This window comes from Tautonia plasticadhaerens, assembly GCF_007752535.1.
GTDB classification, from domain to species: Bacteria; Planctomycetota; Planctomycetia; order Isosphaerales; family Isosphaeraceae; genus Tautonia; species Tautonia plasticadhaerens.
Genome location: NZ_CP036426.1, coordinates 7,173,729 through 7,200,393 on the forward strand (window position 1 = coordinate 7,173,729; position 26,665 = coordinate 7,200,393).

Here is a 26,665-nt window from a genome sequence, read left to right on the forward strand (position 1 = left end):
GGGGGATGGGGCGTCGTCGCGTCCGAGGGGGGGACGCCCGGACCGGGCGTCGGGGGCTCAACTCCTTCAGGTCGGGACCGGGACCGGGAGGAAGCTCGGCGCGTACAGGGGCGGCACGACCTGCGAGATCGTCGGCTTCGGGCCGACGGCCGACGGCGAAAAGGGCTCGCCCAGGAGGCTGGCCGCCCAGCGTCGGGCGTCCCCGACGTCCGGCCCGATCCCCGCGCCGCAGGCCGAGTTCAGGACCAGGGCCACCTGCTCGTTCCGCAGCCGGATCTGCCGGTTCAGCCCCTCGACCGCCTGCGTCGCCTGCTCGACCTGCCGGTCGAAGGCCGCCCGGGCGATCGCGGCCTGCTGCTCGTTGTACCGCCGGGCCGCCTGGCGTTCGGGGAGGACCCGGATCGACGCGGTGATGGGGCCCGAGAAGGCGTCCGGCGCCTCGTGACGGAAAAAGACGTAGGCGTAGTCGGCCCGCTCGCCCTGGACGAACAGCATCCTCGCCGGGCGACGGCCCGGGCCGGGGACCTCCCGGACCTCGTAGTCCAGCGGCATGCCCATCAGCGAGACGAGCGGCGCGGCGAAGTCCTTCGGGTCCCGGCCCCGGAGCCCGTCCAGGGCGGCGGCCCTCGCCTTCTCGTCGGCGCTGTAGACGGCCAATGCGGCCAGGATCTGCGAGGCCCTGGCCGACTCGAACCGGCCGACCACCCGGACGATCATGGCGTGGTGCGCGGCGTGCCCGGCGAAGACCTCCCAGAGGGCCGGGGCGGACCTCGGGTCGCCGACCGCCTCGATCCGGCTCTCGACCTCGGCCCGATCCCGAACGGCCCCGGGCGTCGACCCGCCCCGGTGCATCCGCGAGTGGAGCCGGCCGAGGGCCTTGCCCCAGAACAGGTCGGCCTTCCGTTGGGCGGCCCCCTCGGCCTGGGCCGGGTCGACCGCCCATTCGCCCCCGACCAGGCGATACCCGAGCCGACCCCGGGCGACCCGGTCGATCGGGGAGCGGTCCAGGACCTCCCGCCAGTGCGACTCCGCCCGGGTCCAGAGGCCGTTGGCGTCGCACCACGAGGCAAGCCCGGCCCGGTCGTCCCGGCCGTCGCCGGCCTCGGCCCGCTTCCGATCGTAGTCCGCCAGGGCCTCGGCCCTCGGGTCGAGCGGACCGATTTCCGCCTCGGTCTCCTCGTCGTCCTCGGGCGGGCGTCCCTCCCGGGCGGCCCCGTCCTCCCCAGAGTCGGCCGCGTCGTCGCCCGAGGTCGCGTCGAGCAGCGCGACGAGCATCGGCCCGTCCGGGGAGGGGCCCACGTCCGCGACCCCCTGGGGCTCGGGGGCCGACCGGGACGGGGAGGGCTCCGGGGCCTCGGGCCCCACTCGCCCGGTGAGGGCCGTGGGCCGGGCCGGGCCGGACGCCCCGGTTGACGCCGCCGGCTCGACGACGGCCTCGGGCATCGGGACCGGGTCCCCGAGCGGGGAGAACCGGAACAGGACGAAGCCGACGGCGCCGAAGATCGCCAGCGCCATCACGTGGCTCATCACGAATCGGGCCAGGCCCCCGGATCGCTTCATCATGCCCGCTCCTCATCGCCAGAAGACGACACACCTGACGCCGGCGCGGAGGGCATCCGACGGCCCTCGACGGACATCGGATGATTGTCCGAGGGCCCGGCAGGCGGGTCAACGAGAATCGGCGAGGGGGTGGGCGTCGAGGGGATCGTGCCCGTCGGGCCGCCCGACTCGACCACCGCCCGTCCCCCGGGGGGCGAGGGCGAGTCGATCGGGCGGCCGGCGGATACCCCGGCCGGGCCGGCTCAGCCGAAGAGCGAGGTGATGGCCTCGGCCTTGACCAGCTCCCTCGGCTGGTTGAGGTGGTTGTAGACGATCGTGTCCGGGGCGATCCCGAAGGCGTGGTAGATCGTGGCCAGCAGCTCCCCGGGGTGGACCGGATCCTCGACCGGGCTGGAGGCGGTCTTGTCCGACTTGCCGTGGACGTGGCCCCGGCGGAGGCCGGCCCCGGCGGCGACGGCGGTGTAGCAGTACGGCCAGTGGTCCCGGCCGTCGGCGCTGTTGCCGTTGCCGGAGGTGCTGACCCCCTTCTGCGGGCTCCGGCCGAACTCGCCGACGGCGACGACCAGCGTGTCTTCCAGCAGGCCGCGCTCGTCCATGTCGGCGATTAGGGCCGAGAGGCCCTGGTCGAGCATCGGGCCGGACTGGTCCCGCATCCGGTTGGTGAGGTCGACGTGGTGGTCCCAGGAGTGGTTGTCGCTATTGGCGACCTTCGGCCAGACGACCTCGACCACCCGGGTCCCCGCCTCGACCAGCCTCCGGGCCAGCAGGCAGCCCTGGCCGAAGGTGTTGCGGCCGTAGCGGTCGCGGAGGGCGGGCGTCTCCCCGGCCAGGTCGAACGCCTCCCGGGCCCGGCCGGAGACGACCAGGCTCAGGGCCCGGTCGTAGTACTCGTTCAGGTTGTAGGAGGAGACCGACTCGTCCAGGACCGGCATGGCCTCGTTGAGGGCGTCGCGGAGGCGGGCCCGGCGCCGGAGTCGCAGCGCGAAGACCTCGGGCCGGAGCTGGAGGTCGTCGACCTTGATCCGGCTCATCTTCTCCATGTCCATGTCGTCACCCTCGGGGTAGAGGGTGTACGGGTCGTACGCCTTGCCGAGGAACCCGGCCGTCCCCCCCTTGCCGACGACGTTGGACTCCTGGAGCGGCCGGGGCAGCATCACGAACGGCAGCATCGGCACGGTCGGCGGCTGCAAGCGGATGATGTTCGAGCCGAAGTTGGGGAAGTCCTTCGGGCTGGGGGGCTCCAGCTGGCCGGACGGGCTGACCTTGTCGGTCGTGTAGCCGGTCATCATCTGGTAGATGGCGGCCGTGTGGTTGAACAGGCCGTTGGGCGTGTAGCTCATCGACCGGATGAAGGTGAACTTGTCGGTGATGTCGGCGAGCTTCGGCAGCGTCTCGCAGACGTCGATCCCCGGGGTCCGGGTCGCGATCGGCTTGAAGGCGGAGCGGACCTTCTCCGGCGCGTCGGGCTTGGGGTCCCAGAGGTCGAGGTGGCTGGGCCCGCCCTGGAGGTAGACGAGCACGATGCTCTTGGCCTTGCCCCAGCCGGGGGCGCCCCGGCGGGCGGCGTTGGTGTCGGTGTCCGCCGCCGAGGCGGCCTGCATCTGGAGCATCGAGCCGAGCGACATGCCGAACAGGCCGGAGGCGCCCACCCGGAGGATATCGCGCCGGGTGCTCCCGAGGTGGCCGTCGCACAGGTCCTTGCCGCTGGGGCCGGGGACGAAGAGCATCGCGATCCTCCCTTTCGACGGGCGAGTTCGGGGATCAGGCGGTCGGTCGGTCGGTCGGACGAAGTGAGGCGGTTCGGCCCGATCCGGATCGAAACGATCCGGGCCGGGTCGGATCAATGGTTGAACAGGAAGGCCGGGCTGTTGATGAGGGCCCAGGCGATGTCCTGGGCGGCGGTCAGCCGACGGGCCTCCAGCTGGTTGGTGCTCATGGCCAGGTCGGCCCGGAGCCGGACGAGGGTCGGGTCCTCGGGGATCGGCAGCTCGGCCTCGGCCAGGCGCTGGCGGAGCTGGACGAGCTTCGAGTCCTCGGGCAGGGGCTTCTTCGCCTCGGCGAGGGCGGCGGCCTTCTGCCGGAACGGCTCGTCGGTGGCCCTGAAGTAGGAGAGGACCGCGGCGCGCCGCTCGTCGGTCCAGCTCGATTCCCCGGCGGAGACGAGCGCGGCGAACTCCTCGGTCAGGCCGAGGCCGACCGGCTGCTCCTGGGTCGAGAGCGAGAGCCGGAAGCGGCCGATCGAGTGCTCCTTGCTCTGGAAGTCCTGGACGAGCTTGACCGTCAGCAGGGCGCCGCCGGGGAAGTCCAGGGGTTCGGCGAGCTGGAAGGTCGCCCAGTGGGGGACCCCCGAGGCGGGGGAGACGGCCCATCCCTGGGCCGGGTCCTTGTCGTTGCCGTCGATCGCCGCGGCGATCGAGAAGTTCGCCTGGCTGAAGTCGGCCATCGGGTCCTTCAGGGCCAGCTTCCGGACCTGGGTCGGGTCGGTGAGCGGGGAGGCGTGGACCTCGATCTCGTTGAGGACGAAGTTGCCGTCCTTCGCCCGGCCGGGGCCGTTGCTCGGCAGGTCGGGGTCGCCGAGGACTTCCAGCCGGAAGGCCCGGACGCCGGTCGCCTCGGTCTCGGCGACGACCGTGTAGGTCCCCTGGCCGTTCTCCTCGCCGGTGGCGACGATCGACGCGTCCTCCCGCTGCTCGAGGGTCGAGCCGTTGGAGGCGGTCAGGCGGCGGGCCTCGATCGGCCGCCAGGGGACGAGGGCCTTGGCCTGCTCGGCGGCCCAGGCCCTGATCTTCTCGGGGAGTTCCGAGGATTCGTAGGACGCCAGGTCGGCCTCGGCGGCGGCGATCGCCTCCTGGCGCTGCCGCTCCTGCTCGGCGAGCCTCGGGGCGATCTCGGCCTCGTAGGAGGCGAGCGTCTGCGTCGCGTCGGTGATCGCCCGTTCGCGTTCCGCCTCCCGCTGCGGCCTCAGGGCGGCGACCTCGGCCTCCCGGGTCGCCAGGGCGGCGAGGAGGTCCCGGTGGTCGGCGCCGATCTCGTCGAAGACCCCGAGGCAGGCGTCGATCTCCTCGACCTTCGCCGGGCGGTTCAGGACCCGGAGGAAGAGGCGGTTGATGAGCGAGGCGTTCCCCTCGACCTCCTTCGAGAGCGAGGCGACCGCGTTGTTCGGGTCGCCGATGGCGTCGGCCACGGTCGGCCCGCTCACCAGGGCCATGATCGGCCCGAGCTGCAGGTCGTCGGAGCGCTCGCACTCGCAGGCGCTCTCCCGGACCGGTCGGCCGAAGGTGGTGAGGAAGCCGCTGGGCAGGTCGATGCCGGAGTCCGGCAGGGCGGCGGCCCGGGTCCCCTCGGGGACGCCGGGGATGTTCGGCGTCGAGCCGGTGACCCGGTAGATCGCGTCGAAGAGCACCTCGGCCGGCAGCCGCTTGGGCTGGGCGTGGGAGTAGTTGATCGCGTCGTCGGCGTTCCACGCGTTGGACTCGACCGAGAGCTGGTAGGTCCGGGACGTGGCGACCAGCCGCATCAGGTGGCGGACGTCGAAGCCGCTGGAGACGAACTCGTCGGTCAGGTAATCGAGCAGCTCCGGGTTGGTGGGCGGGTTGCCGGCCCGGATGTCGTCGAGCGGCTCGATGAGGCCGACGCCCATGAGGTAGCCCCAGATCCGGTTGGCGTAGCTCCGGGCGAAGTAGCGGTTGTCGGGCGAGGTGATCCAGGAGGCGAGCTCGACGCGACGGGTCGCGTCCTCGGGGGCCCGGAACTCGGTCTCGTACGGGAACTCCGGCTCGACGACGGCGCCGGTGCGTTCGTGGGTCACCTCCCCCTGCCCCGCGTCGGCGACGACCTCATAGAGGGGCTTGGCCCCCTCGACGGCGGTGCCGCCGATCCGCTGGTCGCCACTCTCAGGGTCGGGCTTCAGGTCGACCCGGGCGAAGTAGGCGGCCGTCTCGTAGTACTGGTCCTGGGTCCAGCGCTCGAAGGGGTGGTCGTGGCACTTGTTGCAGTTGAACCGGACGCCCAGGAACAGGTGGGTCGTGTTCTCCATCGTCTCCGCCGGGGTGCGGAGGATCTTGTAATACGACGCCGCCGGGTTCTCCCGGTTCGAGCCGCTGGCGGTGATCACTTGGCGGACGAACTCGTCATACGGGGTGTTTGCGGCCACCTGCACCCGGATCCAGCCCCGGAAGGCGGTCGCCCCCTCGGTGCCGAGGAACTTGGCGTTCACCTGGAGGAGGTCCGCCCACTTGTTCGTCCAGTACTCGACGAAGGCCTCGGAGCCGATCAACCTGTCGACCAGCGCCTCGCGTTTGGCCCGGGCCGGGGCCGGGTCGTCGAGGAAGGCGGTGACCTCGTCGGCCGAGGGGGGCAGGCCGGTCAGGTCGAGGTAGGCCCGGCGGAGGAACTCGGCGTCGGTGCAGAGTCCCGAGGGGAGGATCTTCATCCGCTCCCACTTGCGGGCGACCAGCTCGTCGACCTCGTTGTACTTCTCCGGCTCCGACCATGCGAAGTCGCCCCGGTCCCCCATGACGGTCAGCGTGGTGGCGGCGTACGCCCCCTCGAACCGGGCGAGGATGGGGGCCTCGCCGCGGCGGACGGCGGCGACCAGGCCCCGCTCGCCGGCCTCGGCGACCTCGGTGTTGCCGCTCTCGATGAAGGCGTCCTGGGTCACGTCCCGGACGGTGCCGTCGTCGTAGGAGGCGACCACCCGCATCTGCTGCCGGGCGCCGATCCGCTGGACGACCGGCTTGGAGGGCCGGACCTCGATCGAGGCCACCCGGGGGGCGCCCTGCTCCAGCCTCGCCCCGGAGGCGATCCAGTCCCGGATGATCCGGTAGTAGGGCCCGCCGGGGGACATCGGCACGCCGCCCTCGTGCGGCACCAGGCCGCTCGGCTTGAGCAGCATCAGGCTGTCGTCCGGCGAGGCGAGGTTGACGCGTCGTGAGGCGTGGTCATCGGTCAGCGACCGGATGTCGAAGATCGGGTCGTACCCCCGGAGCGACAGCTTGAAGCCGTTCTTCCCCGCCTGGGCGCCGTGGCAGGTGCCGGAGTTGCAGCCGAGCCGGGAGAGGACCGGGTTCACGTCCCGGACGAAGTCGACCTCGAAGGCCGTCGCCATCCCCTCGACGACCAGCGGGACGCTCGACGACGTGCCGCCGACGAGGACCTCGAGGGTCGCCCGCCCGTCGGCCTGCGGGGTGACGAAGCCGGATCGGGAGACGGCGGCGATCGGCCCCGAGACGGACAGCTCCGCCGTCCGGGTCAGGTCCACCACCTCTCCGCTGCCGAGCGTGCCGGAGACGACGACCTGGACGTAGTCATACAGGTTGGAGAGCCGGATCTCGGCGGGTGAGACGGTCACTTCGACCAGCTCGGCCCCCTCGGGGAGGCGATCGGCCTCGGCGACCTCGGTCGAGGCGTCGGCCGCCACCGGCCTCGGCTCGACGGGCCTCCCGGCCTCGGCCAGCTCGGCCGAGCCCTCGTCCAGCGGTGCGGGGGAGAAGGTGTCGGTGATGGAGCCGGAATCCGGGTCGATCACCCGGACCAGGCCATCTCCCCCGGCGACGAGCAGCGCCCCGTCGGGCCGGAAGGCGAGGGCGAACAGGCCCGTCTCGGGGGTCGAGAGGCGGGCCAGCTCCCGGACGCCCTCGGTGTGGTAGGCCTCCAGCTTCGCCACCTCCTCGGCCGATCGGGTGGTCACCACCTTCTCGTTGATCGCCTTGATCTCGTCGGGCAGGCCGGTGTCGAAGTCGTAGTTGAAGACGGCGACCTCGCCCTGGCCGTCGAGGCTGCTGGCGGCGGCGACCTTCGAGCCGTCGGGGCTGACGGCGACGGCGAAGATCCGGCCCTTGAGCGCGGGGAATTTGCGGATCAGGTTGCCGTCGTCGCCGATCACCCGCTTGGTCAGCCGCTCGACCCGGTAGAGCTTCGGCACGCCGTCGGACCCGCCGACGACGATCTCGTCCCGGTCCGGGTGCCGGGCGACCGCGTTCACCCCGCCCTTCAGGGCGCCGGGGGTGATCGAGGTGATGTTGTCGACGAACCTCCTCGTCTCCACCTCGAAGAGCTTCACCGCCATGTCCCGGCCGACCGAGATCAGGTGCGAGCCGTCCTTGGAGGAGACGGTGTCCAGCGCCCAGTCCTCGTGGGCGAGCAGGTAGAGCACCTCCTCGCCGGTCTCGGCGTCGATGGCCCGGACCGTGTTGTCGGCGCCGCCGAATGCGACCCTGGTGCCGTCGGGGGACCAGCTCGCGCCGTAGACGGTGTCATACGTCACCGGCACCGACCGCAGGAGCCGGCCCGACTCGACCTCCCAGATCTGCACCTCTCCCATCCGCCCCGGGTTGCCGCCCGAGACGGCCAGCTTCGAACCGTCGGGGGAGAAGGCGACCGACTCGACCCGCTCGGACAGGCCGACCAGCCGCCCGAGGCGTTCCTTGCCGTCGGCGGAGAGCAGCAGGACCTCGTTGAAGCCCGAGACGGCGATCGTCTCGCCGTCGGGGGAGACGTCGATCGAGGTAATCACCGGGGGGCGGGCGTAGACCGGGGGGTTGTCCTTGCTGTACGCGACCCGGACGTCCTCGGGGGAGTCGTCGACCGCCCCCTCGGCGATCCATCGGGCGATCAATTCGATCTCGGTCTCGTGCAAGGGGGCCCCGTCCTGGGGCATGAGGGCCTCGCCGTCGACGGGGGTGATCTCGTCGATCAGGTAGCTCTCCTCCGGATTGCCGGGCACGACCGCCGGGATCCCGGACTCCCCGGCTTCGAGCAGCCCCTCGAACGCGGTCAGGACGAGCTTGCCCCCGGCCTTGGCCGGCTGGTGGCAGCCCTGGCATCGGGCCTGGAGGATCGGGCGCACCTGCTCGACGTAGCTGACCTTCGACCCGGGGGAGACGGCGTCGCCCTTCGGCTCGTCGTCGGCCAGGGTCGGGTTCGGGAGCAGCAGGGCCCCGAAGGCGAGGGCCAGCAGGGCCGAGGAGGTGGTCAGGGGCCCGTTCCAGCGTCTCATGTCGGCGGTCTCCTGCGGGTCCCGATGCGGCGGTCGAGGCTCGAAGCGGTTCGAGTCGGGCGGGGCCCGGGAGTCGGGGATCTCCCCTGCCCGGCCGGGTTCCCCCGGCGGGCAAGGCCGATGCGGAGATGGGCGCGAGGAAGGCATTCCGCCCCGACCCGGGCGAAGGTTCATCTTTCGTTATACAGCCTCGATCGGCACCGAACCAACACAATTCTCCCGCCGTTGATGCCCGAGCCCGCGCCCCGGGGCGTCTCGATCGTGTCGGAAGTGTTGAACGTCCCGAAACGGACAATCTCGGTGAACGCTCCGCGATTTTGCCGCACATTCGGCCGCCTCGTGCGAAGATACGGACGGGGACGGTGATTCCCGAGCGGGCGCCAGGAGGGTGCCGAGGTCCCCGCCCCGGCCAGGAGCAGGGATGCGATCCTACCCCCTCCGGGGGCGGGGCACCGGGGCAGGAGGAAGTGATGAAAAACGCAACGAGTTTGAATTCCGTCAGTTATGTCTCGTGGATCCTGGGCCAGACGTCGGCCATGCTGGGCATGATCCTCTGCCTGCTCTGGGGCTTCGACCTGGTGATCCTCCAGTCTCAGCAGCTCTATTCCCAGGCCGGAGGAGAGGTTGCGGCGACGATCGAGGTGTGGTACCCCACCTTCGGGCCTCCGCTCGCGGGGCTGGGGATGGCCCTGGCGGGCTGGTCCGTCAGCCATGTGCAGCACCTCAGGACGCCGGCCCCGGTGGTCGTGGCGGCGGCCCTGAACCTGATGGCCCTGGTGCTGGCGATGGTGGCCTCGGCCTACTGATCCGGCCCGGGACCGCCCGGCGATCGGCTCGCCGGGTCGGGTCGGCGGCCGAGCCCCTCCGCCTCCCCGGCGATCCGCCCGAAGTAATCGCGGAGCCGGGGGATGCAGACGTCCATCGAGTACCCCGCCTCGATCCGGTCCCGGGCCGCCCGGCCGATCGGGGCGAACGCGGCCGGGTCGTCGAGGACCCGCCGGGCCAGGTCGAGCTGCGCATCGAGGTCGAACAGCGGCGCGAGCAGGCCGGTCCGGCCCGGCTCGACGAGGTCGGCCACCGCCCCCACGTCCGAGCCGAGCACCACGGCCCCGCAGCTCATCGCGTCGAAGAGCGACCACGACGGCACGAACGGCACCGTCGGGTAGACGTGCAGGTCGCTCCGGGCCAGGATCCGGGCAATAACCTCCGGCTCCAACTGGCCGAGGAAGACGAACCGGGACGGGTCGACCGGCGCCCTCGACGTCGCCCAGTCCTTGAAGCTCGGCGAGCCGGTGTGCAGCCGGTCCCAGGCGTAATAGCTCCACTCCGACCCGGCGACCACGGCGATCAGATCCGGCCGCTCTCGCATCAGCACCCGGGCCAGCTCCAGGAACAGGTCGAACCCCCGGATCGACTCCAGGCCCCGGGAGACGAAGGTGATCACCTCCGCGTCGCGGGGGATCGACCGGCCGAGCAGTTGCATCGCCTCCCTCGGCCTGGGTCGATAGAGCGCGGTGTCGATGCCGTCGAAGTGGACCTCCAGCCTGGGCCGGAACCGCTCGGGGAACGATCGCCGCTGGGCCTCGGTGGCCGAATAGCCGGAGTCGCTCGCGACCAGGCCGAGCAGGGTCGTCGCGTTGATGCACCTCGGGTACGTCGAGGCCAGCTCGACCGGGGGCAGGTCCACCCGGTAGGTCAGGTCCCCGAACGCGGGGGCGTGGTAGTACTCGCAGTACGAGACGAGCGGGCAGTCGACCACCCCGTCCAGGAAGAGGACCGGCCCCAGGCCGCAATGGCCGACGACGAGGTCCGGCCTCAGGTCGGGACGGCCCCGGAGGTACGCCGCCTGCCTCCGGCAGAGGTCGAAGGCCACTTCCTGCGCCCTCATCCAGTGCGTCACCCCCCCGACGGGCCCGGCCGCCGGGGGCAGCCGATGCAGGTCGACCTTCCCGAGCATCTCCCCGGAAGGCGGGGGGCAGGTCCCCATCTCCTCGGCCAGGAACGAGCACCGCCAGCCGTACCGTCCCGACAGCTCGGCCGCCAGGTGGCCGAACTGCGAGGGGAAGGCGCGGTGGAGGAAGAGGACGTGCATCGGTCGACCGGCCCCTTCAGTCCTCGTCGGCCCGCGACCGGCCCTCGCGCCTCCTCCGCTCCAGCAGCTCGGCCACCTCGCGTTCCAGGGTGATCCGACGCTCCTCCGCCAGCCGCCTCCGCTGGCGGTCGGCATAGCGCCGGGTCGACCACAGGTCGACGAACGCGAGCAGCAGGACCTGGAGCAGCAGCAGGAAGACCGCCCCCCAGGTGACCACGAAGGCGATCCGCTCCGACCGGCCGGCCCGGATGTCGATGTTCCCGCCGACGCCAATCCCCAGGCCCAGCACGGCCAGGCAGATCACCCCCCGGTAGCGTCGGCGGTCCTGCCGGGCGAAGTAGCGGCGGTCGGCCTCGTCCTCGACCGACCGGTGCCGCCGCGACTCGACCCGCTGCCGCCAGGTCAGCAGGAAGGCGATGCCGATCACCACCAGGGCGAGCGCGGCGCTGCTCGGGCCGATCGCGAGGTTCTCGTCCATCCCCATGTGCACCGCCCGATCCCTTCCGATCCGACCCGATGGACCTCCCCCGGGAGGCCCTACCGGCCGTCGACCCGCCCCCGGGAAGCCACCCGCTCGAAGTAGTCTCGCAGGTCCGGCACGCAGGAGTCGAGGCCGTAGCGGCCCCGGATCCGCGCGGCGGCCGCCCGGCCGATGCCCTCGAAGTCGCCGGGGCGGTCGAGCACCTCCAGCGCCCGGTCGGCCCAGCGTTCCGCGTCGAAGAGCGGGGCGAGCAGCCCGGTCCTCCCCTCCTCGATCACCTCCCGGACCGGCTCGACGTCGGCCCCGAGCACCACGCAGCCGCTGGCCATCGCGTTGAAGAGCGACCACGACGGCACGAACGGGACCGAGGGGAACAGGTGCAGGTCACTCCGGGCCAGCACCGCGGCGAGCACCCCTGGCTCCACGTGCCCGAGGAAGGCGAACCGGGAGGCGTCGGCCCCGTGCTTCGCCATCGACCAGGACCGGAAGTCGGCCCCCCCGGTGGCGTGGTCGTCCCAGCCGTAGTAGGTCGTCCCCGCCCCGGCGACCACGAAGACCGCGTCCGGCCGCCCCCGGGCGATCCTCCCCGCCACCTCGACGAACAGGTCGAACCCCCGCATCGACTCCAGACCCCGGGAGACATACGTCACCACCGGCCGCCCCGGGCCGAGGGTCCGGCCGTCGGGCAGGGCGATCGACGGGACCTCCCGGGGCCGGTACAGCTCGGTGTCGACGCCGTCGAAGTGGACCTCGATCTCGGGGCGATACCGCTCGGGGAACGAGTCGTGCTGGAACCGGGTCGGCGCGTATCCGGCGTCGCTGGCCTGCAGCGCCAGCAGGGTTGGGGCGTTGATGCACCTCGGGTAGAACGGGGCCAGCTCCGCCGGGGGCAGGTCCACCCGGTAGGTCAGGTCGGCGAACCGGTTCGGGAAATAATATTCGCAGTAGTTGACGATCGGCGCGTCGGCCAGCTCCCGGAGCAAGGCGATCGGCGCCCCCTGCCCCCCGTGCGCCACGATCAGGTCGGGCCGGTCGTCCCCGATCGTCCCCTCATAGGCCGATCGGTACGCCAGGCACTGCTCCAGCCACCGGCCGAAGACCCGGGGCCAGGGAACCCCCCCCTTCGGCGTCTCCCGAGGGTCCCGGACCCGGTGGATCTCCAGCGCCTCGAGCATCTCCCCCGACGGCGTCGGGCAGCTCGAATAGGTCTCGACCAGGAACCGGCAGCGCCAGCCGTACCGCCGGGACAGCTCCAGGGCCAGCCGGCCGAACTGGGCCGGGAAGGCCTGGTGGATGAACAGGACGTCCATGGCCGATCAGCCCCCTCCCCTCTTCGGCGGGGCATACGACCGCTTCGCCAGGTCGTCCAGCAGCTCGGCCAGCCGGGGGAGGCAGGCGTCCCGGTCGAACCGTCCCCGGGCCAGTTCCCGGGCGGCCTCGCCGATCGGCCGGTGCGCGCCGGGATCCGCCAGCACTCCCAGGGCGATCCGGGCGGCGGCCTCGGGATCACCCGGCGGCACGAGCAGGCCGGTGCGGCCGTCGTCGATGACCTCCCGGATCGGTTCGGAGTCCCAGGCGAGCACGACCGCCCCCGAGGCCATCGCCTCGACCGTCGCCCGGGAGAGGACATACGGTCGGCTCGGGTCGACGTGCAGGTCGCTGGCCGAGAGCAACCCGGCCACGATGTCGGGGGCGGCCTCGCCGAGCATCCAGAACCGCTCGGGGTCGACGACCGGCTCCCGGCCCATGGTGATCGCGGCGAAGTCGGCGCCGAAGTGTTCCACGTCCAGCGCCCGGGTGACCGTCCCGCCGCCGACGACCACGCAGATCACGTCCGGGCGCTCCCGGAGCAGCCGGTTGGCCAGCGAGACGAACCGGTCGAAGCCCCGGAGGCGGTCCGGGGTCGTCGCCACGAAGCTGACCACCTTCGCCCCCTCGGGGACCGGTCGGCCGGCGATCGACCGGCCCCGGGCACCCCATCTCCTCGACTCCCCCCGGAACCGCCGGAGGTCGACCCCCTCGTGCTGCACGACGAAGTCGCCCCGGTACTCGGACGGGTACAGCGAGCGCTGCCACTCGGTCGAGGTCCAGGGGACGACGCCGTTCTCCAGGTCGAGCAGGTCCATCGCGTTGGCGGCGACCCGCCAGTTCACGTAGTCGGGCGGCAGGCGATCGACCAGCTCGTCGGCCAGGTCGAGGCGTCGGGGGTGGTAGTAGTAGTCGAACAGGTTGACGACCGGCGCCCTGGGGGCGAAGGCGGGGACGAACAGGGTGGAGCCCAGGCCGCTCGACCGGCCGAGGACCACGTCGACCGGCCTCGGCCGGCGGGCCTCGATCACCTCCCAGGCGCCGTAGGCGTAGCAGAGGCCGCGTTCGAGGGACCGGGTCCAGGAGACGGAACGCTCCCGGGCCACCCCCCCCACGTCGAACCGGACGACCTCCAGCCCCCGGCCGGTCGACCCCGGCCAGCGGTCCTGGGGTTCGACGCCGTGGCAGAAGAACCAGCAGCGATAGCCCCGCGTGCGGACGAGCCAGTCGGCCACCGCCCCGAGGCGTCCCGGGAACCGGGGCTCGACGCAGAGCAGGCAGAGCGGGTCCTGGGCCATGCTCGAACCCCTCCCCGATCGGGCCCCCGGGCAGGGCCGATCCCCCGGTTACTGCGACGCCCTCCGGGGCACCCCCGCCCCCTTGCTCCCCGGCGGCTTCCCGGGACGGGTCGCGCCGGACTTCGGCTTCGCCGGTCGTTTCGAGGGCTTCGCGAAGAGGGCCGAGACGACGTCGTCGAGCGACTCGACGCCCCGGAAGGTCAGGTCGGCCTTGACTTCCTCGGGCAGGTCGACCAGGTCCTTCTCGTTGTACCGGGGGAGGAGTACCGACGTGATCCCGGCCCTCCGGGCGCCGAGCACCTTCTCCTTCACCCCGCCGACGGGCAGGACCCGGCCGGTGAGGGTCAGCTCGCCGGTCATGGCCAGGTCCCGGTGGATCGGCTCGTCCCGGAAGAGGCTGATGAGGGCGGCGGCGATCGCCACGCCGGCCGAGGGGCCGTCCTTGGGGACGGCGCCGGCGGGGACGTGGATGTGGACGTCCGTCCGGGCGAACCGGGCCTGGTCGATGCCGAGCTGCTTGGTGTGGGTCTTCAGGTAGCTCATCGCCGCCTGGGCGCTCTCCTTCATCGACTCGCCGAGCAGGCCGGTCAGGGTCAGGCCGCCCTTGCCGGGCATCCCGGTGGCCTCGATGAAGAGGATCTCGCCGCCGGTCGGCGTCCAGGCCAGGCCGGTGGCCACCCCGGGCACGCCGGTCCGGGCGGCGACCTCCCGGAAGTGCTTCGGCGGCCCGAGGTAGCTGGGCACGTCGTCGGCGCCGACCGCGGTGCCGGCCTTCTGCCCCTCGGCCCTCCTGCGGGCGACCTTCCGGCAGATGGCGGCCAGCTCGCGCTCCAGGTTCCTCAGGCCGGCCTCCCGGGTGTAGTCGGCGATGACCCGGCGGACGGCGTCGTCGCCGATCGACAGGTGCTTCCCCGTCAGCCCGTGGCCCTCCAGCTGCTTGGGGATGAGGAAGCGCTGGGCGATCAGCACCTTCTCCTCCTCGGCGTAGCCGGGCAGCTCCAGGACCTCCATCCGGTCCAGCAGCGGCTGGGGGATCGACTCCAGCATGTTCGCCGTGGCGATGAACATGATCTTGGAGAGGTCGAAGTCGATGTCCAGGTAGTTGTCGCGGAAGGTGGCGTTCTGCTCCGGGTCGAGGACCTCGAGCAGGGCGGCGGAGGGGTCGCCCCGGAAGTCGGCGCCGAGCTTGTCGACCTCGTCGAGCATGAACACGGGGTTATTCGTCCCGGCCTTGCGGAGGCCCTGGATGATCCGGCCCGGCATGGCGGCGACGTAGGTGCGGCGGTGGCCCCGGATCTCGGCCTCGTCGTGGATGCCCCCCAGGCTGATCCGGACGAACTCCCGCCCCATCGCCCGGGCGATCGACCGGCCGAGGCTGGTCTTGCCGGTGCCGGGGGGGCCGGCGAAGCAGAGGATCGGCCCCTTCATGTCCTTCTTCAGCTTGCGGACGGCGAGGTATTCGAGGATCCGCTCCTTGATCTTCTCCAGGTCGAAGTGGTCCTCGTCGAGCACGACGCGGGCCTGCTTCAGGTCGAGGTGGTCCTTGCTCGCCTTCGCCCAGGGGAGGCTGGCCAGCCAGTCGACGTAGGTGCGGACGATCGAGTACTCGGCCGAGCTGGGGTGCATGCCGGAGAGGCGGTCGATCTCCCGTCGGGCCTCGCCCCGGGCCTCGGGCGGCAGCTTGGCGCGGCGGATCTTCCGCTCCAGCTCCCGGGCCTCGGCGGCCTCCGGCTCCATCTCGCCGAGTTCCTCCTGGATCGCCTTGAGCTGCTGGCGGAGGAAGTGCTCGCGCTGGGCCCGGGTGATCTCCGAGCCGACCTGGTTCTGGATCTTGGTCGACAGCTCCATGACGTTCAGGTGGCGGGTCAGGAACTGGCCGAGCGTCATCAGCCGGGCCTTCACGTCCAGCTCGGCCAGCAGCGCCTGCTTCTCCTCGATCGAGAACGGCAGGCTGGAGCCGAGCAGGTCGGCCAGCCGGGCGGGGTCCCGGGTGTTCATCGCCGCGACCTGCAACTCCTCCGGCACGTTGTCGCTCAGCCGGTTGAACAGGCCGTTGATCAGGTGGACCAGGGCGTCGAGCTCCTCCCCCCGCTCGGCCTGCTCGTCCATCGGCGCGATCCGGCCGACGAGGTACGGGTCGGCGCGTTCCAGCGCCGTCAGGCGGGCGCGGACGAGCCCCTGGCAGACGATCCGGGTCGACCCGTCGGGGAACTTCAGCATCTTCAGGATCGAGCCGACGCAGATCGTCGGGTACAGGTCCTCGGGCCCGGGCTCCTCGGCCTCCGGCGACTTCTGCGTCGCCAGGCCGATCAGGCGGTCGCCGCCGGAGGCGTAGACCTCGTCGATCAGCTTCATCCCGGCCGACCGGTTGACCACCAGCGGGACGACCGTCTGCGGGAAGACGACGTCGGCGCGCAGGGGGAGCACCGGCAGCCGGTCTGGCAGGACCGGCCCCTGCTCCTCCAGGTCCGGCACGGCCAGGGCCCGGCCCTCGGCGGTCGACTCGTCGGCGGCGGCGGGATCCGGCTTCGGCCCGGCGGTCGTCTTCGACTTGCGTTTGCTCATCGTCTCGTCGCAACCCGTCCCCATCGACGCCCGGAGCCTCGGCCCGGGCTCAAAGCGTCCGATTCTCGGCCAATCCCCGGCCGATTGGAAGGGCGTCCTCCGCTCCTGGGTTCCGTGGGACATCCCGTTGGGACGTCGTCGCGTCCAGACCCAGCAGCCAACAACCATGTCCGACACTCCGGACCCCGGCGAGCGTGGCCGCTTCTCCTCCCATCGCAAGACCGCAGCCGTCCTCCGCCTCCTCCGCAGCGAATACCTGGAACTCCTCTCTCGTGAACTCGGCGTCACCGCCGCCACGCGCTCCCAATGGCGGGACGATTTCCTGGCCGGCGGCCAGGCCGCGCTGAAGATCCGACCGACCGACGATCGCGACGAGGAGATCACCCGGCTGCGCTCCAAGGTCGGCGAGTTGACGATGGACAACGAGTTGCTGCTCCAGCGGTGCCGGGCCGCCCCCCCTTTCGTCCCGAGGAGGCGGAGGCCGTAGGCCAGGCCGTCTCCCCCTCTACCGGACGACGCTAGGGGCTGGCCCGCGTCTGCCGCGACTGGGACCTACCCCGCTCGACGCCCTACTTCCAGCGACATCAGCGGTGCATGCCCGTCGAGCACCGGCCGGAACCGAAGAGGCGAGGCCCGCTCGGCCCCTGCTCGGACGCGGAACTCGTCGGCCACATCCGGCGCACCCTCACCGAGTCGCCGTTCCACGGTGAGGGATGCCGCAAGGTCTGGGCCAGGCTCCGTCACCAGGGCATTCGGACCTCCAAAGAGCGCGTCCTGCGACTGATGCGCGAGCACGGACTCCAGGCCCCACAGCGGGTCGGCCATCCCCACGGCCCGAGGGCTCACGATGGCACGATCACCACCGATCGGCCCGATGAGCTTTGGGGCACCGACATGACCACCACGGTGACGACCGGGGGGGGTCAGGTCTGCGTCTTCGTCGCTGTCGACCATTGCACGGCGGAGTGTGTCGGTACCCACGCCTCGAAGTCGGGCACCCGCTTCGAGGCGCTGGAGCCGGTCCGCCAGGGTGCGCGCGGCCCTGCGTGAGTTGCGGCGGCGGTACAACGAGCAATGGCTCGTCGAACGCCACGGCTACCGGACGCCATCGCAGGCCCGATCGGACGCAAGTCGCAGGAGCAATCCTTTGGAGACCAACACGAGGGGCCGTAGAGTGGGTTGATCGGGTCGGCCGTCCTCACGGCGTTTCGATCTGTTCCCGCCGCGTGGGCAGGGGGCCCTCATGGGAGATTCGCAACCTCGAGACCGAGAGGCGATCGGGGCCGGGGGGGCCGAGCCCGAGGCGACGGTGGACCTCGGGACGAGTGGGCCCCCCGACACGCCCGGGGCCTCCCACGTCGGTCGGATCGATCCGGGTCAGGCTACCGGGGGTGTGACCCTCGCGCACGAAACCTCCGCCGGCGCGACCGGGGTCGGGGACGCGACCCCCGCCGACCCAACCGACTCCCCCTCGAGTCGACGCCCCGCGCCACTGATCGCCGGCTACGAGATCGAAGGCGAACTCGGCCGCGGCGCCATGGGCGTCGTCTATCGGGCGCGGCAGGTCCGCTTGAACCGCCCCTGTGCCCTGAAGGTGATCCTGGCCGGCGCCCACGCCGACCCCGCCACCGCGGTCCGCTTCCTGGGCGAGGCGGAGGCCGTCGCCAAGCTCCAGCACTCCAACATCGTCCAGATCCACCACATCGGCGAGGCCGACGGCCTGCCGTTCCTCGAGTTGGAGTACCTTCCTGGCGGCAGCCTGGACCGGCGGCTCGACGGCACCCCCTGGCCGGCGCGACGGGCGACGACGCTGGTCGAGGCGCTGGCCCGCGGCGTCGCCGAGGCGCACCGGCTGGGGGTCGTCCACCGCGACCTGAAGCCCTCGAACATCCTGATCGCCGCCGCCGGCACGCCCAAGGTCGCCGACTTCGGCCTGGCCAAGTGCCTGGGCGTCGTGTCGGGCCTGACGGCCACCGAGTCGATCCTGGGATCGCCCAGCTACATGGCGCCGGAGCAGGCCGAGGGGAAGGCCAAGCAGGCGGGCCCGCTCGCCGATGTCTATGCGCTGGGGGCGATCCTCTATGAGTTGCTGACCGGCCGCCCCCCGTTCCGGGGGAGCACGGTCCTGGAGACGCTCGAGCAGGTCAAGTCGGCCGAGCCGGTGGCGCCCTCTCGGCTGGTGCCGGGGGTGCCGCTCGACGCCGAGACGATGGCGCTGAGGTGCCTGCAGAAGGAACCGGCGAAGCGGTACGGCTCGGCCGCCGCGCTGGCCGAGGACCTGCGTCGGTTCCTGGCGAACGAGCCGATCCTGGCCCGACGCACCGGACCGGTCGAGCGGGCCTGGAGGTGGTGTCGGCGGAACCCGGCGGTGGCCTCGCTCTGGGCGGCGTTGGTCGGCGTGCTGCTGGCCGGGACGGCGATCGCCTCTTTTTACGCGGTCCGGGCGCGCGCAGGCGAGCGTCTGGCGCAGGCCAACGCGGAAGATCTGCGGCGGCAAAACTACATCGGCCGTGTCAACCTCGCCCTCAGCGAGTGCCTCGCCAACAACGTCGCCCGAGCGCTGGAGTTGCTCGACGGCTGCCCCAAGGACCTCCGGGGCTGGGAGTGGGATTACGCCTGGCGCCAGTGTCACCTCGATCTGGGCACATTTCTCCAATCCGGGGAGATACTCAAAGGCGTGGCGTTCAGCCCCGACGGCACGCGGGTCGCCTCCGTGTCGGGGCCGTTCCTGCAACGGGAGACTGCCAAGAAAGGGGACCTGATCGTCCGCGACGTGGAGACTGGCCGAGAGATCTTCGCCCACCGAGACGTCCCCGGCGGCTTCCGAGCCGTGGCCTTCAGCCCCGACGGCCGCTGGATCGCCGGCGGCAACGCCTCGGACCTGGTCGTCTGGGATGCGGAGACGGGCGTGGTGCGGTCTCGCATGACCGACCCCGGCAACCGCGATCTCCTCCTCAGCCTGGCATATAGCCCGGACGGCTTGCGGATCATCGCGGGGTACGGGCCTACCACGCCCCAGGGCGTCGGCCATGTCAGCCTCTGGGATTCGGCCACCGGCAAGTTGCTCATCGGCAGGCTCCCCGGGCAGCGAATGGCGGTCTCCAGCGTGGCGTTCAACCCCGTCGATCGAGAGGAGATTGCCCTGGCCGGCGGCGAACTCGTGGAGCTGTGGGACCTCACGACCACCCCCAGGCAGGTCCGTGCAATCTCCGGTCATGGTGGGGAGGTCAATACGGCGGCGTTCAGCCCCGACGGCCGATACCTAGCCTCGGGCGGCACCGACCGCACCCTCAGGCTCTGGGATCGCGCCACGGGCTCCTTGATCCGGTCCTTTTACGGGCACGAGGGTTCGATCCACGACCTGGCGTTCAGCCCCGAGGGCGAGTGGCTCCTCTCGGCCAGCGCGGACAGGAGCCTCAAGTTGTGGGAGGTCGTCTCCGGCCGCCCGCTTGCCGACTTCCACGGACACGAGAATCGTGCGACTTGCGTAGCCTTCAGCCCCGACGGCCGACTCGCCGTCTCGGGCGGGCAAGATCATGCGGTCAAGCTCTGGCTCGCGGCGCGGAGAGCACCGCTCACCTTTACGGAGCACGACGGTTACGTCTTCGGCCTGGTATTCCACCCCAAAAGCCAATGGATCGTTTCGGGGGCGGGTTATTTTTCAGCCCGAGACCGGCTCAAGCTGTGGGACGCGTCGACGGGCCAGACGCTCGAACCCTCCTTCGAAGGCTGCCCCCAGGTCAGAGCCGTCGCTTTGCATTGTGACGGCCGGCACCTCGCCACGGCCTGCCAGGATGGGACCGTGCGGGTCTGGGAACTCGATACCGGTCGGCCCGTATGGGCGTCCAAGGGACAGGCGGTCGCGGCCACCGATGTGGCGTACAGCCCGGACGGACGGTGGCTCGCCTCGGCCTTTGGCAATCTTTACGGCCCGTCGGAGCCTGGAGAAGTGAGGCTCTGGGAGGTGGGGAGCGGCGGGGAGGTCCGCAAGATCCCGTTGGACACAGGCGGTGTCTTCGGGGTGGCGTTCAGCCCCGACGGCCGTTGGCTCGCCTCGGCCTGCGGCGACGGGATCGTGCGAATCTGGGATACCGCGGCTCCAGCCGGCAAGGCGCGTGAGTTTCGGGGGCACATCGGAGTGGTGCATCGCGTGATGTTCCTCCCGGACGGCCGCCTTGCCTCGGTCGGTGGTCGTTGGCTCGGATCTGAGATCGGTGACGTGAGGATCCGGGACCTTTCCACGGGAGGTGTGCTCGAACTTCGCGGACACACCGACATGGTCCTTGGCCTGGCCTGCAGTCCGGACGGCCGGCGCCTGGTCACGGGGAGCGAGGATAAGACGATCAAGCTGTGGGACACGACGACCGGAGAGGAAGTCTTCACCCTCCGTGGGCATACGGCCGGCGTGATCTGCGTGGCGTTCAGCCCCGACGGCCGGCGCATCGCCTCGGGAAGCTGGGATCAGACGGTTCGGGTCTGGGACACAAGTCCTCCGAAGGCCGATGCGCGATCACGTCGCGGGGCCGAGTCCCGGGTCAAGGTTCCGGAATTCCCGGCCGACCCGTTCGCCCGCTGAGCGACGCCACCCACTCCCCGGTTCACGGCCGGGGTCCTGCGCGGCGACGCGACATCGAGTCTCTCACGGGCTCGGGGACGAGTCAGGGATCGAGGCAGGCGGCAATCGGCACCGGCCAGCCACCTGACGGTGAGGAGTGGTGTCATCGCAACCGAGGGATTACGCTCAGGCCAATATCCAAACAAGCCGGGGCGGTACAGGCGCGGCGGTGGGCACGGGCTCATCGCAGGTGCTCGATCAGGAAATTCCGGGTCCGCTGCCGGAGCCCCGCGCCGATCCCCCCCGAGAACCGGAGGGTCGGCGTCCCCCCCGGCCCGAACCGGCCGACGACCCTCCCGCGGGGCACGCCCCCCGGCTGGTCCCGGAAGAACCCCCGGATTCCCGGGACCTTGGACCGGGGGATCCGGCCCCGGACCTCGACCCGGTCCCCCGGGCCGAGCCGGATCTCGAAGTCCCCCCGGCCGATCCCCCGCCGGCCAACCAGCACCAAAGCCGCCCCGATCGCCAGCGAGGCGGCGACGAAGCCGACCACGATCGGCGAGGGGCCGGCGATCATCTCCCCTGCTTCCACCAGTCGCTCGGGTCGTCGAACGAGGCGCGGAATCCGGCCCGGAGGGCCTGATATCCCTGGTAATTCGAGAAGGCGAACAGGGCGAACAGGACCGCCGGGAAGTACCGCTCGGAGTACGCCGCCAGCGCCGCCACCGCCCCCGCCGTGACCATGCCGACCTGGTGCGTCCGCAGCATCCCCCGGTATCGGTCCCTCCGGGTGAGCAATTCGCCGAGGAACTGCCCGCCGTCCAGGCTCCAGACCGGCAGCAGGTTGATGATCGTCCAGCCGACGTTGATATAAAGCATGTTCGAGTAGAAGCCGATCAGGTAGACGCCGCCCAGCTTGTCCCAGGCGGCCCCGGCGTCCCCCGACCCGAGGCCGAAGAGCGCCAGGTCGTCGGCGATCGTCATCCCCGCCGCCGCGTAGCCGACGGCCGCCGTCAGCAAGGCCAGGACGAACCCGGCCCCGGGGCCCCCCAGGATCACCGCCAGCCTCCCCCCCAGGGGCAATCGGCCCCGCTCGCTGTAGCAGAGCCCCCCCATCCAGTAGAGCACCACGCTGGGCCGCAGCCGCTGCCACTTCGAGGCCATCGCGTGGCCCATCTCGTGCCAGAGGATCGACAGCAGCAGCACCAGGGTCACCACCAGCGTCCACTTCGGGTCCCGCTGGTCGAAGCCGAACCAGAGGGCCAGGATCCAGAAGCCGGGGTGGATCCGGATCGGCACGCCGAGCAGCGGGAACCGCAGGTCGTAGGGGGTGGGATTCGGCTGGGCCAGCATCTCGTGCGCACTCCTCGGATCGATCCGGACCGTCGGTCTCGGCGTCGCCGTCGACGGCCGGGCTCGTGATCCCCTCAGCCTATCGAGGCCCGGGCCCCCCACGCCACCGGCATCGGGATCGGCGCGGTCCTCCTCGACGCCTCGACCAGCCCCTTCACCCGGGACCGGCACACCGCTCCCCCCCGGTCCCCCCCCTCGCAGGCCGCCCCCCGGACGGCCAGCAGGTCGGGGCGGAGCGCCGAGAGCCGGCCGAAGTCCCCGAGAACGAGCCCCCCCGCCAGGGCGACGAACCTCCCCGACCGCCGGATCGGATCGAACCAGCTCGGCGAAAAGCCCGAGTAGTCGGCCGGTCGGGACTTGTCCCAGGTATCCAGCAGCAGGCCGACGCACTCGGGCCGGGCGATCGAGGCGTCCCTCACCGCCGAGGGCGAGGGGGCCCCCGCCCGATCGTGATCGACGTAGGCGACCGACACCCAGCCGGGGCCGGGGCCGAAGGCGAGGCGGACCCGGTCCCAGAGCCCTCCCCAGTCGTGGCCGACCAGGCCGGAGAGGCCGACCTTGCGGAAGGCGATCCCCCCGAACGCCCCGAGGTCCGGCGGAGGCCGGTCGGCCCACTCGCGCAACTCCCCCAGCGCGACGCTGACCGGCACCCTCCCCGACACGGCCGCCTCGACGGCCCGCCAGGCCCCCGGGTCGGCGCAGCCGAGCGGCCCCCGGGACGGTTCCTTCACGTCGACGACCGAGGCGCCGCCGAGCAACGCCTCCACCGCCTCCCCCGCCGACCGGACGCTCACGAGCAGCCCGGGGCCCGGCGTCGGCCCCGGGAAGACGACGCCACCCGGACGGTCGGTCACTCGGCCTCGACCCCCGCCAGGGGCTCCGGCTTCGCCACCGAGATCGAGCCCGGGGCCAGCACCGGCCGGAGGATCGCGTCGAGCCCGAACAGGGCCACGGCCCCGCCGAGGTCGGCAAGCAGGGTCGCCCGGTAGAACGGCACGGCGTCCCCGTAGCAGGCGAAGAGGCCGGGCAGGGTGACCGGCCGGAGCGACATCCCCGAGGCCCAGGTCGCGAAGTTCGTCACCACGAAGAACAGCAACGACCCGGCCAGGGTCATCGCCACCGGCACGGCGAACTTCCGGTCCCGGCTCGTCCAGCGGCCCAGCAGCACCATCGCCAGGTACGAGCCGTAGACCGCCATCCGGCTCGGCTCGAACAGTCCTCGGCCGTACTGGGGATAGTAGTAGAGGTCCAGCAGCAGGTCGGTGACCACCATGATCGCCATCGGCACCGCGACCGCCCACCACCGGGGCAGCCTCGCCCCGGCGTAGAGCGCGATCGCGCCGATCGGCACGAGGTTGTGGATGTGATCGGGGTTCAGCCGGGCGAAGACCCCGAGCAGGACGAGCAGGAAGGCGGTGGTCATGAGGGCCTCGACGTTGGTTCGAATCGTCCTCGGGGGATCGGCCGGCCGACCGAAGGCCCGGGACGGCCACAAGAGTCCTACCTTAGTCTCCCCGGCGCCGCCGTTCAAGCGCAGCCTCGGCCCGACCGCCGCTCAATCCCCCGCGCCGAGCACCTCCAGGGCCGACATCCGGTCCAGCCGGAACGCCTTCTCGAAGCCGTCCAGGTGGCAGAGGGCGACCACGTACGCCGCCCCCCCCTTCTCGATCACCCTCCTCGGCGAGATCTCCCTCGGCCCCGACCCCCGGGTGCCCCCCTCGTACCGGATCCGGAGCCTCCAGCCCCCCTCGATCGCCCGGGCCAGCGGCTCCCAGCCCGAGGGGATCGGCCGCCCCCGGGTCGGGTCGTACACCGGGTACGAGAGGAACGGCCCCGACTCGCCGTCGACCGCCAGCCAGAGGGCCCGGACCCGGACGCAATCGGCCAAGGCCCGGTGGCTCGGCCCGGCGTCCAGGCCGAGCATCCCGGCGATCGCCTCCAGCCGGTGGCTCCTCGCCCCGGGCAGCCGACGACGGGCCATCGCCAGCGTGTCGGTGATCCTCAGGTCCGGGATCGCCAGGCCCGCCCTCGACAGCTCCCGGCCCAGGAACCCGGCGTCGAACCGGGCGTGGTGCGCCAGGATCCGCCTCGGGGGCCGCTCGAGCAGCCAGGCCAGGAACTCGGCCAGGACGACCGGGGCGGGGTCGGCGTCGTCGAGCATCGCGTCGGAGATGCCGTGGATCCGCTCCGCCGCCGGGCTCATCGGCCGACCGGGGTTGACGAGCCGCTCGAATCGGCCAGACTCCCGCCCGTCGACCCCGAACCGCAGCGCGCCGACCTCGACGACCCTGTCCGACTCGGGGAACAGCCCGGTCGTCTCCAGGTCGACCGCCACGATCGGCCCGTCCGGGTCCATCGGCATCATCGACGCGCCCCCCTCCCCCGATCTGAGGCCGCACGGGATCGATCCGGCCGATCAATCATACGCCCGACTCCCCGATCGCGTCGTCCCTCCCCTCCCGGTCGAGCGGGGAGCCCCGTCCGCCCTTCCCCCTCGACCGGTCCCGGCCGACCCGAACCGGAGGACCTCCCGACGTGAGCCGACCGAACCCCTCCCGCCCGGCCCTCGTCCTGCTGTTGGTGATCGCCGGGTGCGGCGGCCTTCCCCGGCCGATCCCCCGACTCCTCGGCCCCCAGTCGCCCCCCCGCCCGTCACCGGTCCCCGCCGACGAGCCCGAGGCCGCCGACACACTCCGACGCGACCTCCTCGACCATCACAACCGGATCCGAGGCGAGCACGACCTCCCCCCGCTCACCCTCGACCCGAAGCTCTCGGCGGCGGCCCGCTCCCAGGCGCTGGACATGATCGAGCTGGGCGAGATCCGCCACGAAGGCGCCGACGGCTCGACCCCCGCCGATCGCGTCCGACGCCAGGGCTACCCTTACACCAACGTCGGGGAGAACGTCGCCGCCGGCCAGGAGACGGCCGACGAGGTCATGGACGGCTGGATGGACAGCCCCGGGCACCGCAAGAACATCCTCGGCGACTTCGAGCAGATGGGCGCCTCCCGGCTCGAAGCCGACGACGGCCGCCCCTACTGGTGCGTCGTCTTCGCCACCCCCCTCCCGCAGCTCGACCCGGCCGGGGCCGCCACCGACCTCGTCACCCTGATCAATGCCCGCCGATCCGAGGATTCCCTCCCCCCGATGGAGGCCGACGACGCCCTGATGGCCGTCGCCCGGGACCACGCCCGGGCGATGGCCGAGGCCGGGTCGCTCGACCCCGCCGGCCCCTCGGTGATCGAGGCCGTCAACGAGGCTGGGATCGGCTATCGCCGCCTCTCCTCCGCCGTCTCTTCGGGCCCCCCCCGTCCCCCCGAGGTGCTGGACACCCTCTCGGACGACCCCGGGCGCCTCCGGGACCTGCTCGGCCCCTTCAGCCGGGTCGGCGTCGGCTACGCCACCGACGACGGCGGCCTCCCCTACTGGAGCGTGGTCTTCCTCGATCCCCCACCCCGATAGCGCGCCCCACCCCGGGGGGATCGCCGATTCGATCGCGGTGATGAAGGACGGCGCGTCGGAGCCGGTCGCGCGACCCACCCCGGGGAAATCGCCCCCGGGGCGGGAAGGGACGGGACGCATGGCACCCCCACGCCCCCGGCACGACCGGCCCGACCCGAATCTCCGGCGCGGGGATCGGCCCCCGGGGGCTGGCCCCCGGGCCGGGCGGCCCGAAGACTTCCCCGGGTGACGTGCCGGCCGGACGCTCGCCGTCGCCGCCACCCGGGAGGAGGGCCGATCCTATGTCGATGCGAACATGTTGGACGCTGTTGCTCGCGCTGGCGGCGGCCCCGGCGACGGGATGTCACCGCCAGGAATTCCTGAGGAACCGATCGGTCGACATGGATCCGCCGCTGGTTTCGGCCGACCCCATCGCCGGCGACCCCGCCCTGGCCGAGCCCCGGTCGGCCACCCTCGCCGACCGCCACCCCCTCTTCCGCAAGCCGGCCGAGTACTACCAGTCCGCCGGCCCGAGCCCCGTCCGCAAGGTCGCCGCCGCCACCGTCATCGGCATCCCCGCCGGCATCCTCGGCGAGATGCGCCAGATCGTCGTCGGTTGCCCCCCGGGCTTCTGATCGGCCCCGAACCAAAACACCCGCCGACGCACGACCATGCCGACGACCGAGTGTGAATTGCAAAGTGCTGCCCCCCGACGTCGCCCGCCGCAAGTCAGGGTATTAACGCGATCTGACCCTCGCCAAACCAATTCACGTCATCCCGCAGGAATAGGGATTTCAGGAAGCCGACAGATTTCTGACCGTATGTGAAATTAATCACTGCATTTCCGCCTCGATCTTTCACGCGAACGGCCATGGTCCGCTTCACATCATCGAGGTTCATCAGTTGTGAAGAGCTGACCAGACCCCCCAATTCGACACGGACGGGTCCAATGACACGCGATACATTCGGCTTACCTTCGATAAACCGGATGCCGTCATAGGTGGATTCGTACACG

18 protein-coding genes and 1 pseudogene are annotated in these 26,665 nt (G+C 71.7%); 5 read left to right on the forward strand and 14 right to left on the reverse strand.

Annotated elements, in window-relative coordinates:
- Positions 1-66: 66 nt before the first annotated feature.
- The 3 genes from ElP_RS28635 to ElP_RS28645 all read right to left on the reverse strand — a co-directional run bounded on the left by ElP_RS28635 (position 67) and on the right by ElP_RS28645 (position 8,557).
- Positions 67-1,563 carry a hypothetical protein gene (locus tag ElP_RS28635; protein ID WP_145276067.1) on the reverse strand — a complete coding sequence of 499 codons (1,497 nt, stop codon included), beginning with the start codon at positions 1,561-1,563 and terminating at the stop codon, positions 67-69.
- Positions 1,564-1,802: 239 nt separating this feature from the next.
- Positions 1,803-3,287: a DUF1501 domain-containing protein gene (locus ElP_RS28640; RefSeq protein WP_145276069.1), complete on the reverse strand. Its 1,485-nt coding sequence runs from the start codon at positions 3,285-3,287 to the stop codon at positions 1,803-1,805.
- A 113-nt stretch (positions 3,288-3,400) separates the two neighbouring features.
- On the reverse strand, positions 3,401-8,557 hold the full coding sequence (locus ElP_RS28645; protein WP_197446450.1) for a DUF1549 domain-containing protein: 5,157 nt from the start codon (positions 8,555-8,557) through the stop codon (positions 3,401-3,403).
- A gap of 470 nt (positions 8,558-9,027) precedes the next feature.
- On the opposite strand from ElP_RS28645, the gene ElP_RS28650 reads away from it, so the two are divergent.
- Positions 9,028-9,363, forward strand: a complete 336-nt coding sequence (locus tag ElP_RS28650) for a hypothetical protein (RefSeq protein ID WP_145276073.1) — start codon at positions 9,028-9,030, stop codon at positions 9,361-9,363.
- Here the strand turns inward: ElP_RS28650 and ElP_RS28655 are convergent.
- From ElP_RS28655 to lon, 5 genes are read right to left on the reverse strand one after another with little or no spacing between them, the layout of a single operon-like run.
- Complete coding sequence (locus ElP_RS28655; protein ID WP_197446451.1) at positions 9,357-10,649, reverse strand: glycosyltransferase; 1,293 nt, start codon at positions 10,647-10,649, stop codon at positions 9,357-9,359. The genes ElP_RS28650 and ElP_RS28655 overlap by 7 nt on opposite strands.
- A 16-nt stretch (positions 10,650-10,665) precedes the next feature.
- A complete protein-coding gene (locus tag ElP_RS28660) occupies positions 10,666-11,127 on the reverse strand; it encodes a hypothetical protein (protein ID WP_145276077.1) in 462 nt (153 codons plus the stop codon).
- A gap of 59 nt (positions 11,128-11,186) precedes the next feature.
- Positions 11,187-12,440, reverse strand: coding sequence for a glycosyltransferase (locus ElP_RS28665; RefSeq protein ID WP_145276079.1), 1,254 nt, complete (start codon positions 12,438-12,440; stop codon positions 11,187-11,189).
- A gap of 6 nt (positions 12,441-12,446) precedes the next feature.
- Positions 12,447-13,736 (reverse strand): glycosyltransferase, encoded by a 1,290-nt coding sequence (locus ElP_RS28670; protein ID WP_145276080.1) that lies wholly within the window; start codon positions 13,734-13,736, stop codon positions 12,447-12,449.
- A 48-nt stretch (positions 13,737-13,784) separates the two neighbouring features.
- The gene (gene lon, locus ElP_RS28675; RefSeq protein WP_145276082.1) at positions 13,785-16,301 is read right to left on the reverse strand and encodes an endopeptidase La; all 2,517 of its coding nucleotides are present in this window, start codon (positions 16,299-16,301) and stop codon (positions 13,785-13,787) included.
- 166 nt (positions 16,302-16,467) lie between these two features.
- On the opposite strand from lon, the pseudogene ElP_RS40085 reads away from it, so the two are divergent.
- Together ElP_RS40085 and ElP_RS28690 are read left to right on the forward strand one after the other, a co-directional pair.
- Positions 16,468-17,339 (forward strand): annotated as a pseudogene (locus ElP_RS40085) (IS3 family transposase); the annotation flags it as partial.
- 355 nt (positions 17,340-17,694) lie between these two features.
- Entirely contained in the window at positions 17,695-20,877 is a 3,183-nt protein-coding gene (locus ElP_RS28690) for a serine/threonine-protein kinase (protein ID WP_197446453.1), read from the forward strand.
- Between the two features lie 220 nt (positions 20,878-21,097).
- Here ElP_RS28690 and ElP_RS38835 read toward each other — a convergent pair whose 3' ends face one another.
- The 5 genes from ElP_RS38835 to ElP_RS28710 all read right to left on the reverse strand — a co-directional run bounded on the left by ElP_RS38835 (position 21,098) and on the right by ElP_RS28710 (position 24,574).
- On the reverse strand, positions 21,098-21,433 hold the full coding sequence (locus ElP_RS38835) for a hypothetical protein (protein WP_197446454.1): 336 nt from the start codon (positions 21,431-21,433) through the stop codon (positions 21,098-21,100).
- Complete coding sequence (locus tag ElP_RS28700) at positions 21,430-22,209, reverse strand: metalloprotease (protein WP_145276090.1); 780 nt, start codon at positions 22,207-22,209, stop codon at positions 21,430-21,432. Before ElP_RS28700 ends, ElP_RS38835 begins: the two co-directional genes overlap by 4 nt.
- 74 nt (positions 22,210-22,283) lie before the next feature.
- A complete protein-coding gene (locus ElP_RS38840; protein WP_197446455.1) occupies positions 22,284-23,063 on the reverse strand; it encodes a (5-formylfuran-3-yl)methyl phosphate synthase in 780 nt (259 codons plus the stop codon).
- The gene (locus ElP_RS38845; RefSeq protein WP_197446456.1) at positions 23,060-23,632 is read right to left on the reverse strand and encodes a DUF6580 family putative transport protein; all 573 of its coding nucleotides are present in this window, start codon (positions 23,630-23,632) and stop codon (positions 23,060-23,062) included. The genes ElP_RS38840 and ElP_RS38845 overlap by 4 nt, the downstream gene beginning before the upstream one ends.
- A 132-nt stretch (positions 23,633-23,764) precedes the next feature.
- Positions 23,765-24,574 carry an exonuclease domain-containing protein gene (locus tag ElP_RS28710; protein WP_145276092.1) on the reverse strand — a complete coding sequence of 270 codons (810 nt, stop codon included), beginning with the start codon at positions 24,572-24,574 and terminating at the stop codon, positions 23,765-23,767.
- 170 nt (positions 24,575-24,744) lie between these two features.
- On the opposite strand from ElP_RS28710, the gene ElP_RS28715 reads away from it, so the two are divergent.
- Together ElP_RS28715 and ElP_RS28720 are read left to right on the forward strand one after the other, a co-directional pair.
- Positions 24,745-25,671, forward strand: coding sequence for a CAP domain-containing protein (locus tag ElP_RS28715; RefSeq protein WP_145276094.1), 927 nt, complete (start codon positions 24,745-24,747; stop codon positions 25,669-25,671).
- 281 nt (positions 25,672-25,952) lie between these two features.
- Positions 25,953-26,285 (forward strand): hypothetical protein, encoded by a 333-nt coding sequence (locus ElP_RS28720; RefSeq protein WP_145276096.1) that lies wholly within the window; start codon positions 25,953-25,955, stop codon positions 26,283-26,285.
- Positions 26,286-26,379: 94 nt separating this feature from the next.
- On the opposite strand, the gene ElP_RS28725 is transcribed toward ElP_RS28720, so the two are convergent.
- Positions 26,380-26,664, reverse strand: a complete 285-nt coding sequence (locus tag ElP_RS28725) for a hypothetical protein (RefSeq protein WP_145276098.1) — start codon at positions 26,662-26,664, stop codon at positions 26,380-26,382.
- Position 26,665 lies beyond the last annotated feature (1 nt).

What these genes read in the sequence shown, in the direction of transcription:
- ElP_RS28635 (WP_145276067.1), bottom strand. Translation starts at nt 1,563, where the DNA reads ATGATGAAGCGATCCGGGGGCCTGGCCCGATTCGTGATGAGCCACGTG.
- ElP_RS28640 (WP_145276069.1), bottom strand. Translation starts at nt 3,287, where the DNA reads ATGCTCTTCGTCCCCGGCCCCAGCGGCAAGGACCTGTGCGACGGCCAC.
- ElP_RS28645 (WP_197446450.1), bottom strand. Translation starts at nt 8,557, where the DNA reads ATGAGACGCTGGAACGGGCCCCTGACCACCTCCTCGGCCCTGCTGGCC.
- ElP_RS28650 (WP_145276073.1), top strand. Translation starts at nt 9,028, where the DNA reads ATGAAAAACGCAACGAGTTTGAATTCCGTCAGTTATGTCTCGTGGATC.
- ElP_RS28655 (WP_197446451.1), bottom strand. Translation starts at nt 10,649, where the DNA reads ATGCACGTCCTCTTCCTCCACCGCGCCTTCCCCTCGCAGTTCGGCCAC.
- ElP_RS28660 (WP_145276077.1), bottom strand. Translation starts at nt 11,127, where the DNA reads ATGGACGAGAACCTCGCGATCGGCCCGAGCAGCGCCGCGCTCGCCCTG.
- ElP_RS28665 (WP_145276079.1), bottom strand. Translation starts at nt 12,440, where the DNA reads ATGGACGTCCTGTTCATCCACCAGGCCTTCCCGGCCCAGTTCGGCCGG.
- ElP_RS28670 (WP_145276080.1), bottom strand. Translation starts at nt 13,736, where the DNA reads ATGGCCCAGGACCCGCTCTGCCTGCTCTGCGTCGAGCCCCGGTTCCCG.
- lon (WP_145276082.1), bottom strand. Translation starts at nt 16,301, where the DNA reads ATGAGCAAACGCAAGTCGAAGACGACCGCCGGGCCGAAGCCGGATCCC.
- ElP_RS38835 (WP_197446454.1), bottom strand. Translation starts at nt 21,433, where the DNA reads ATGATCGCCGGCCCCTCGCCGATCGTGGTCGGCTTCGTCGCCGCCTCG.
- ElP_RS28700 (WP_145276090.1), bottom strand. Translation starts at nt 22,209, where the DNA reads ATGCTGGCCCAGCCGAATCCCACCCCCTACGACCTGCGGTTCCCGCTG.
- ElP_RS38845 (WP_197446456.1), bottom strand. Translation starts at nt 23,632, where the DNA reads ATGACCACCGCCTTCCTGCTCGTCCTGCTCGGGGTCTTCGCCCGGCTG.
- ElP_RS28710 (WP_145276092.1), bottom strand. Translation starts at nt 24,574, where the DNA reads ATGATGCCGATGGACCCGGACGGGCCGATCGTGGCGGTCGACCTGGAG.
- ElP_RS28720 (WP_145276096.1), top strand. Translation starts at nt 25,953, where the DNA reads ATGTCGATGCGAACATGTTGGACGCTGTTGCTCGCGCTGGCGGCGGCC.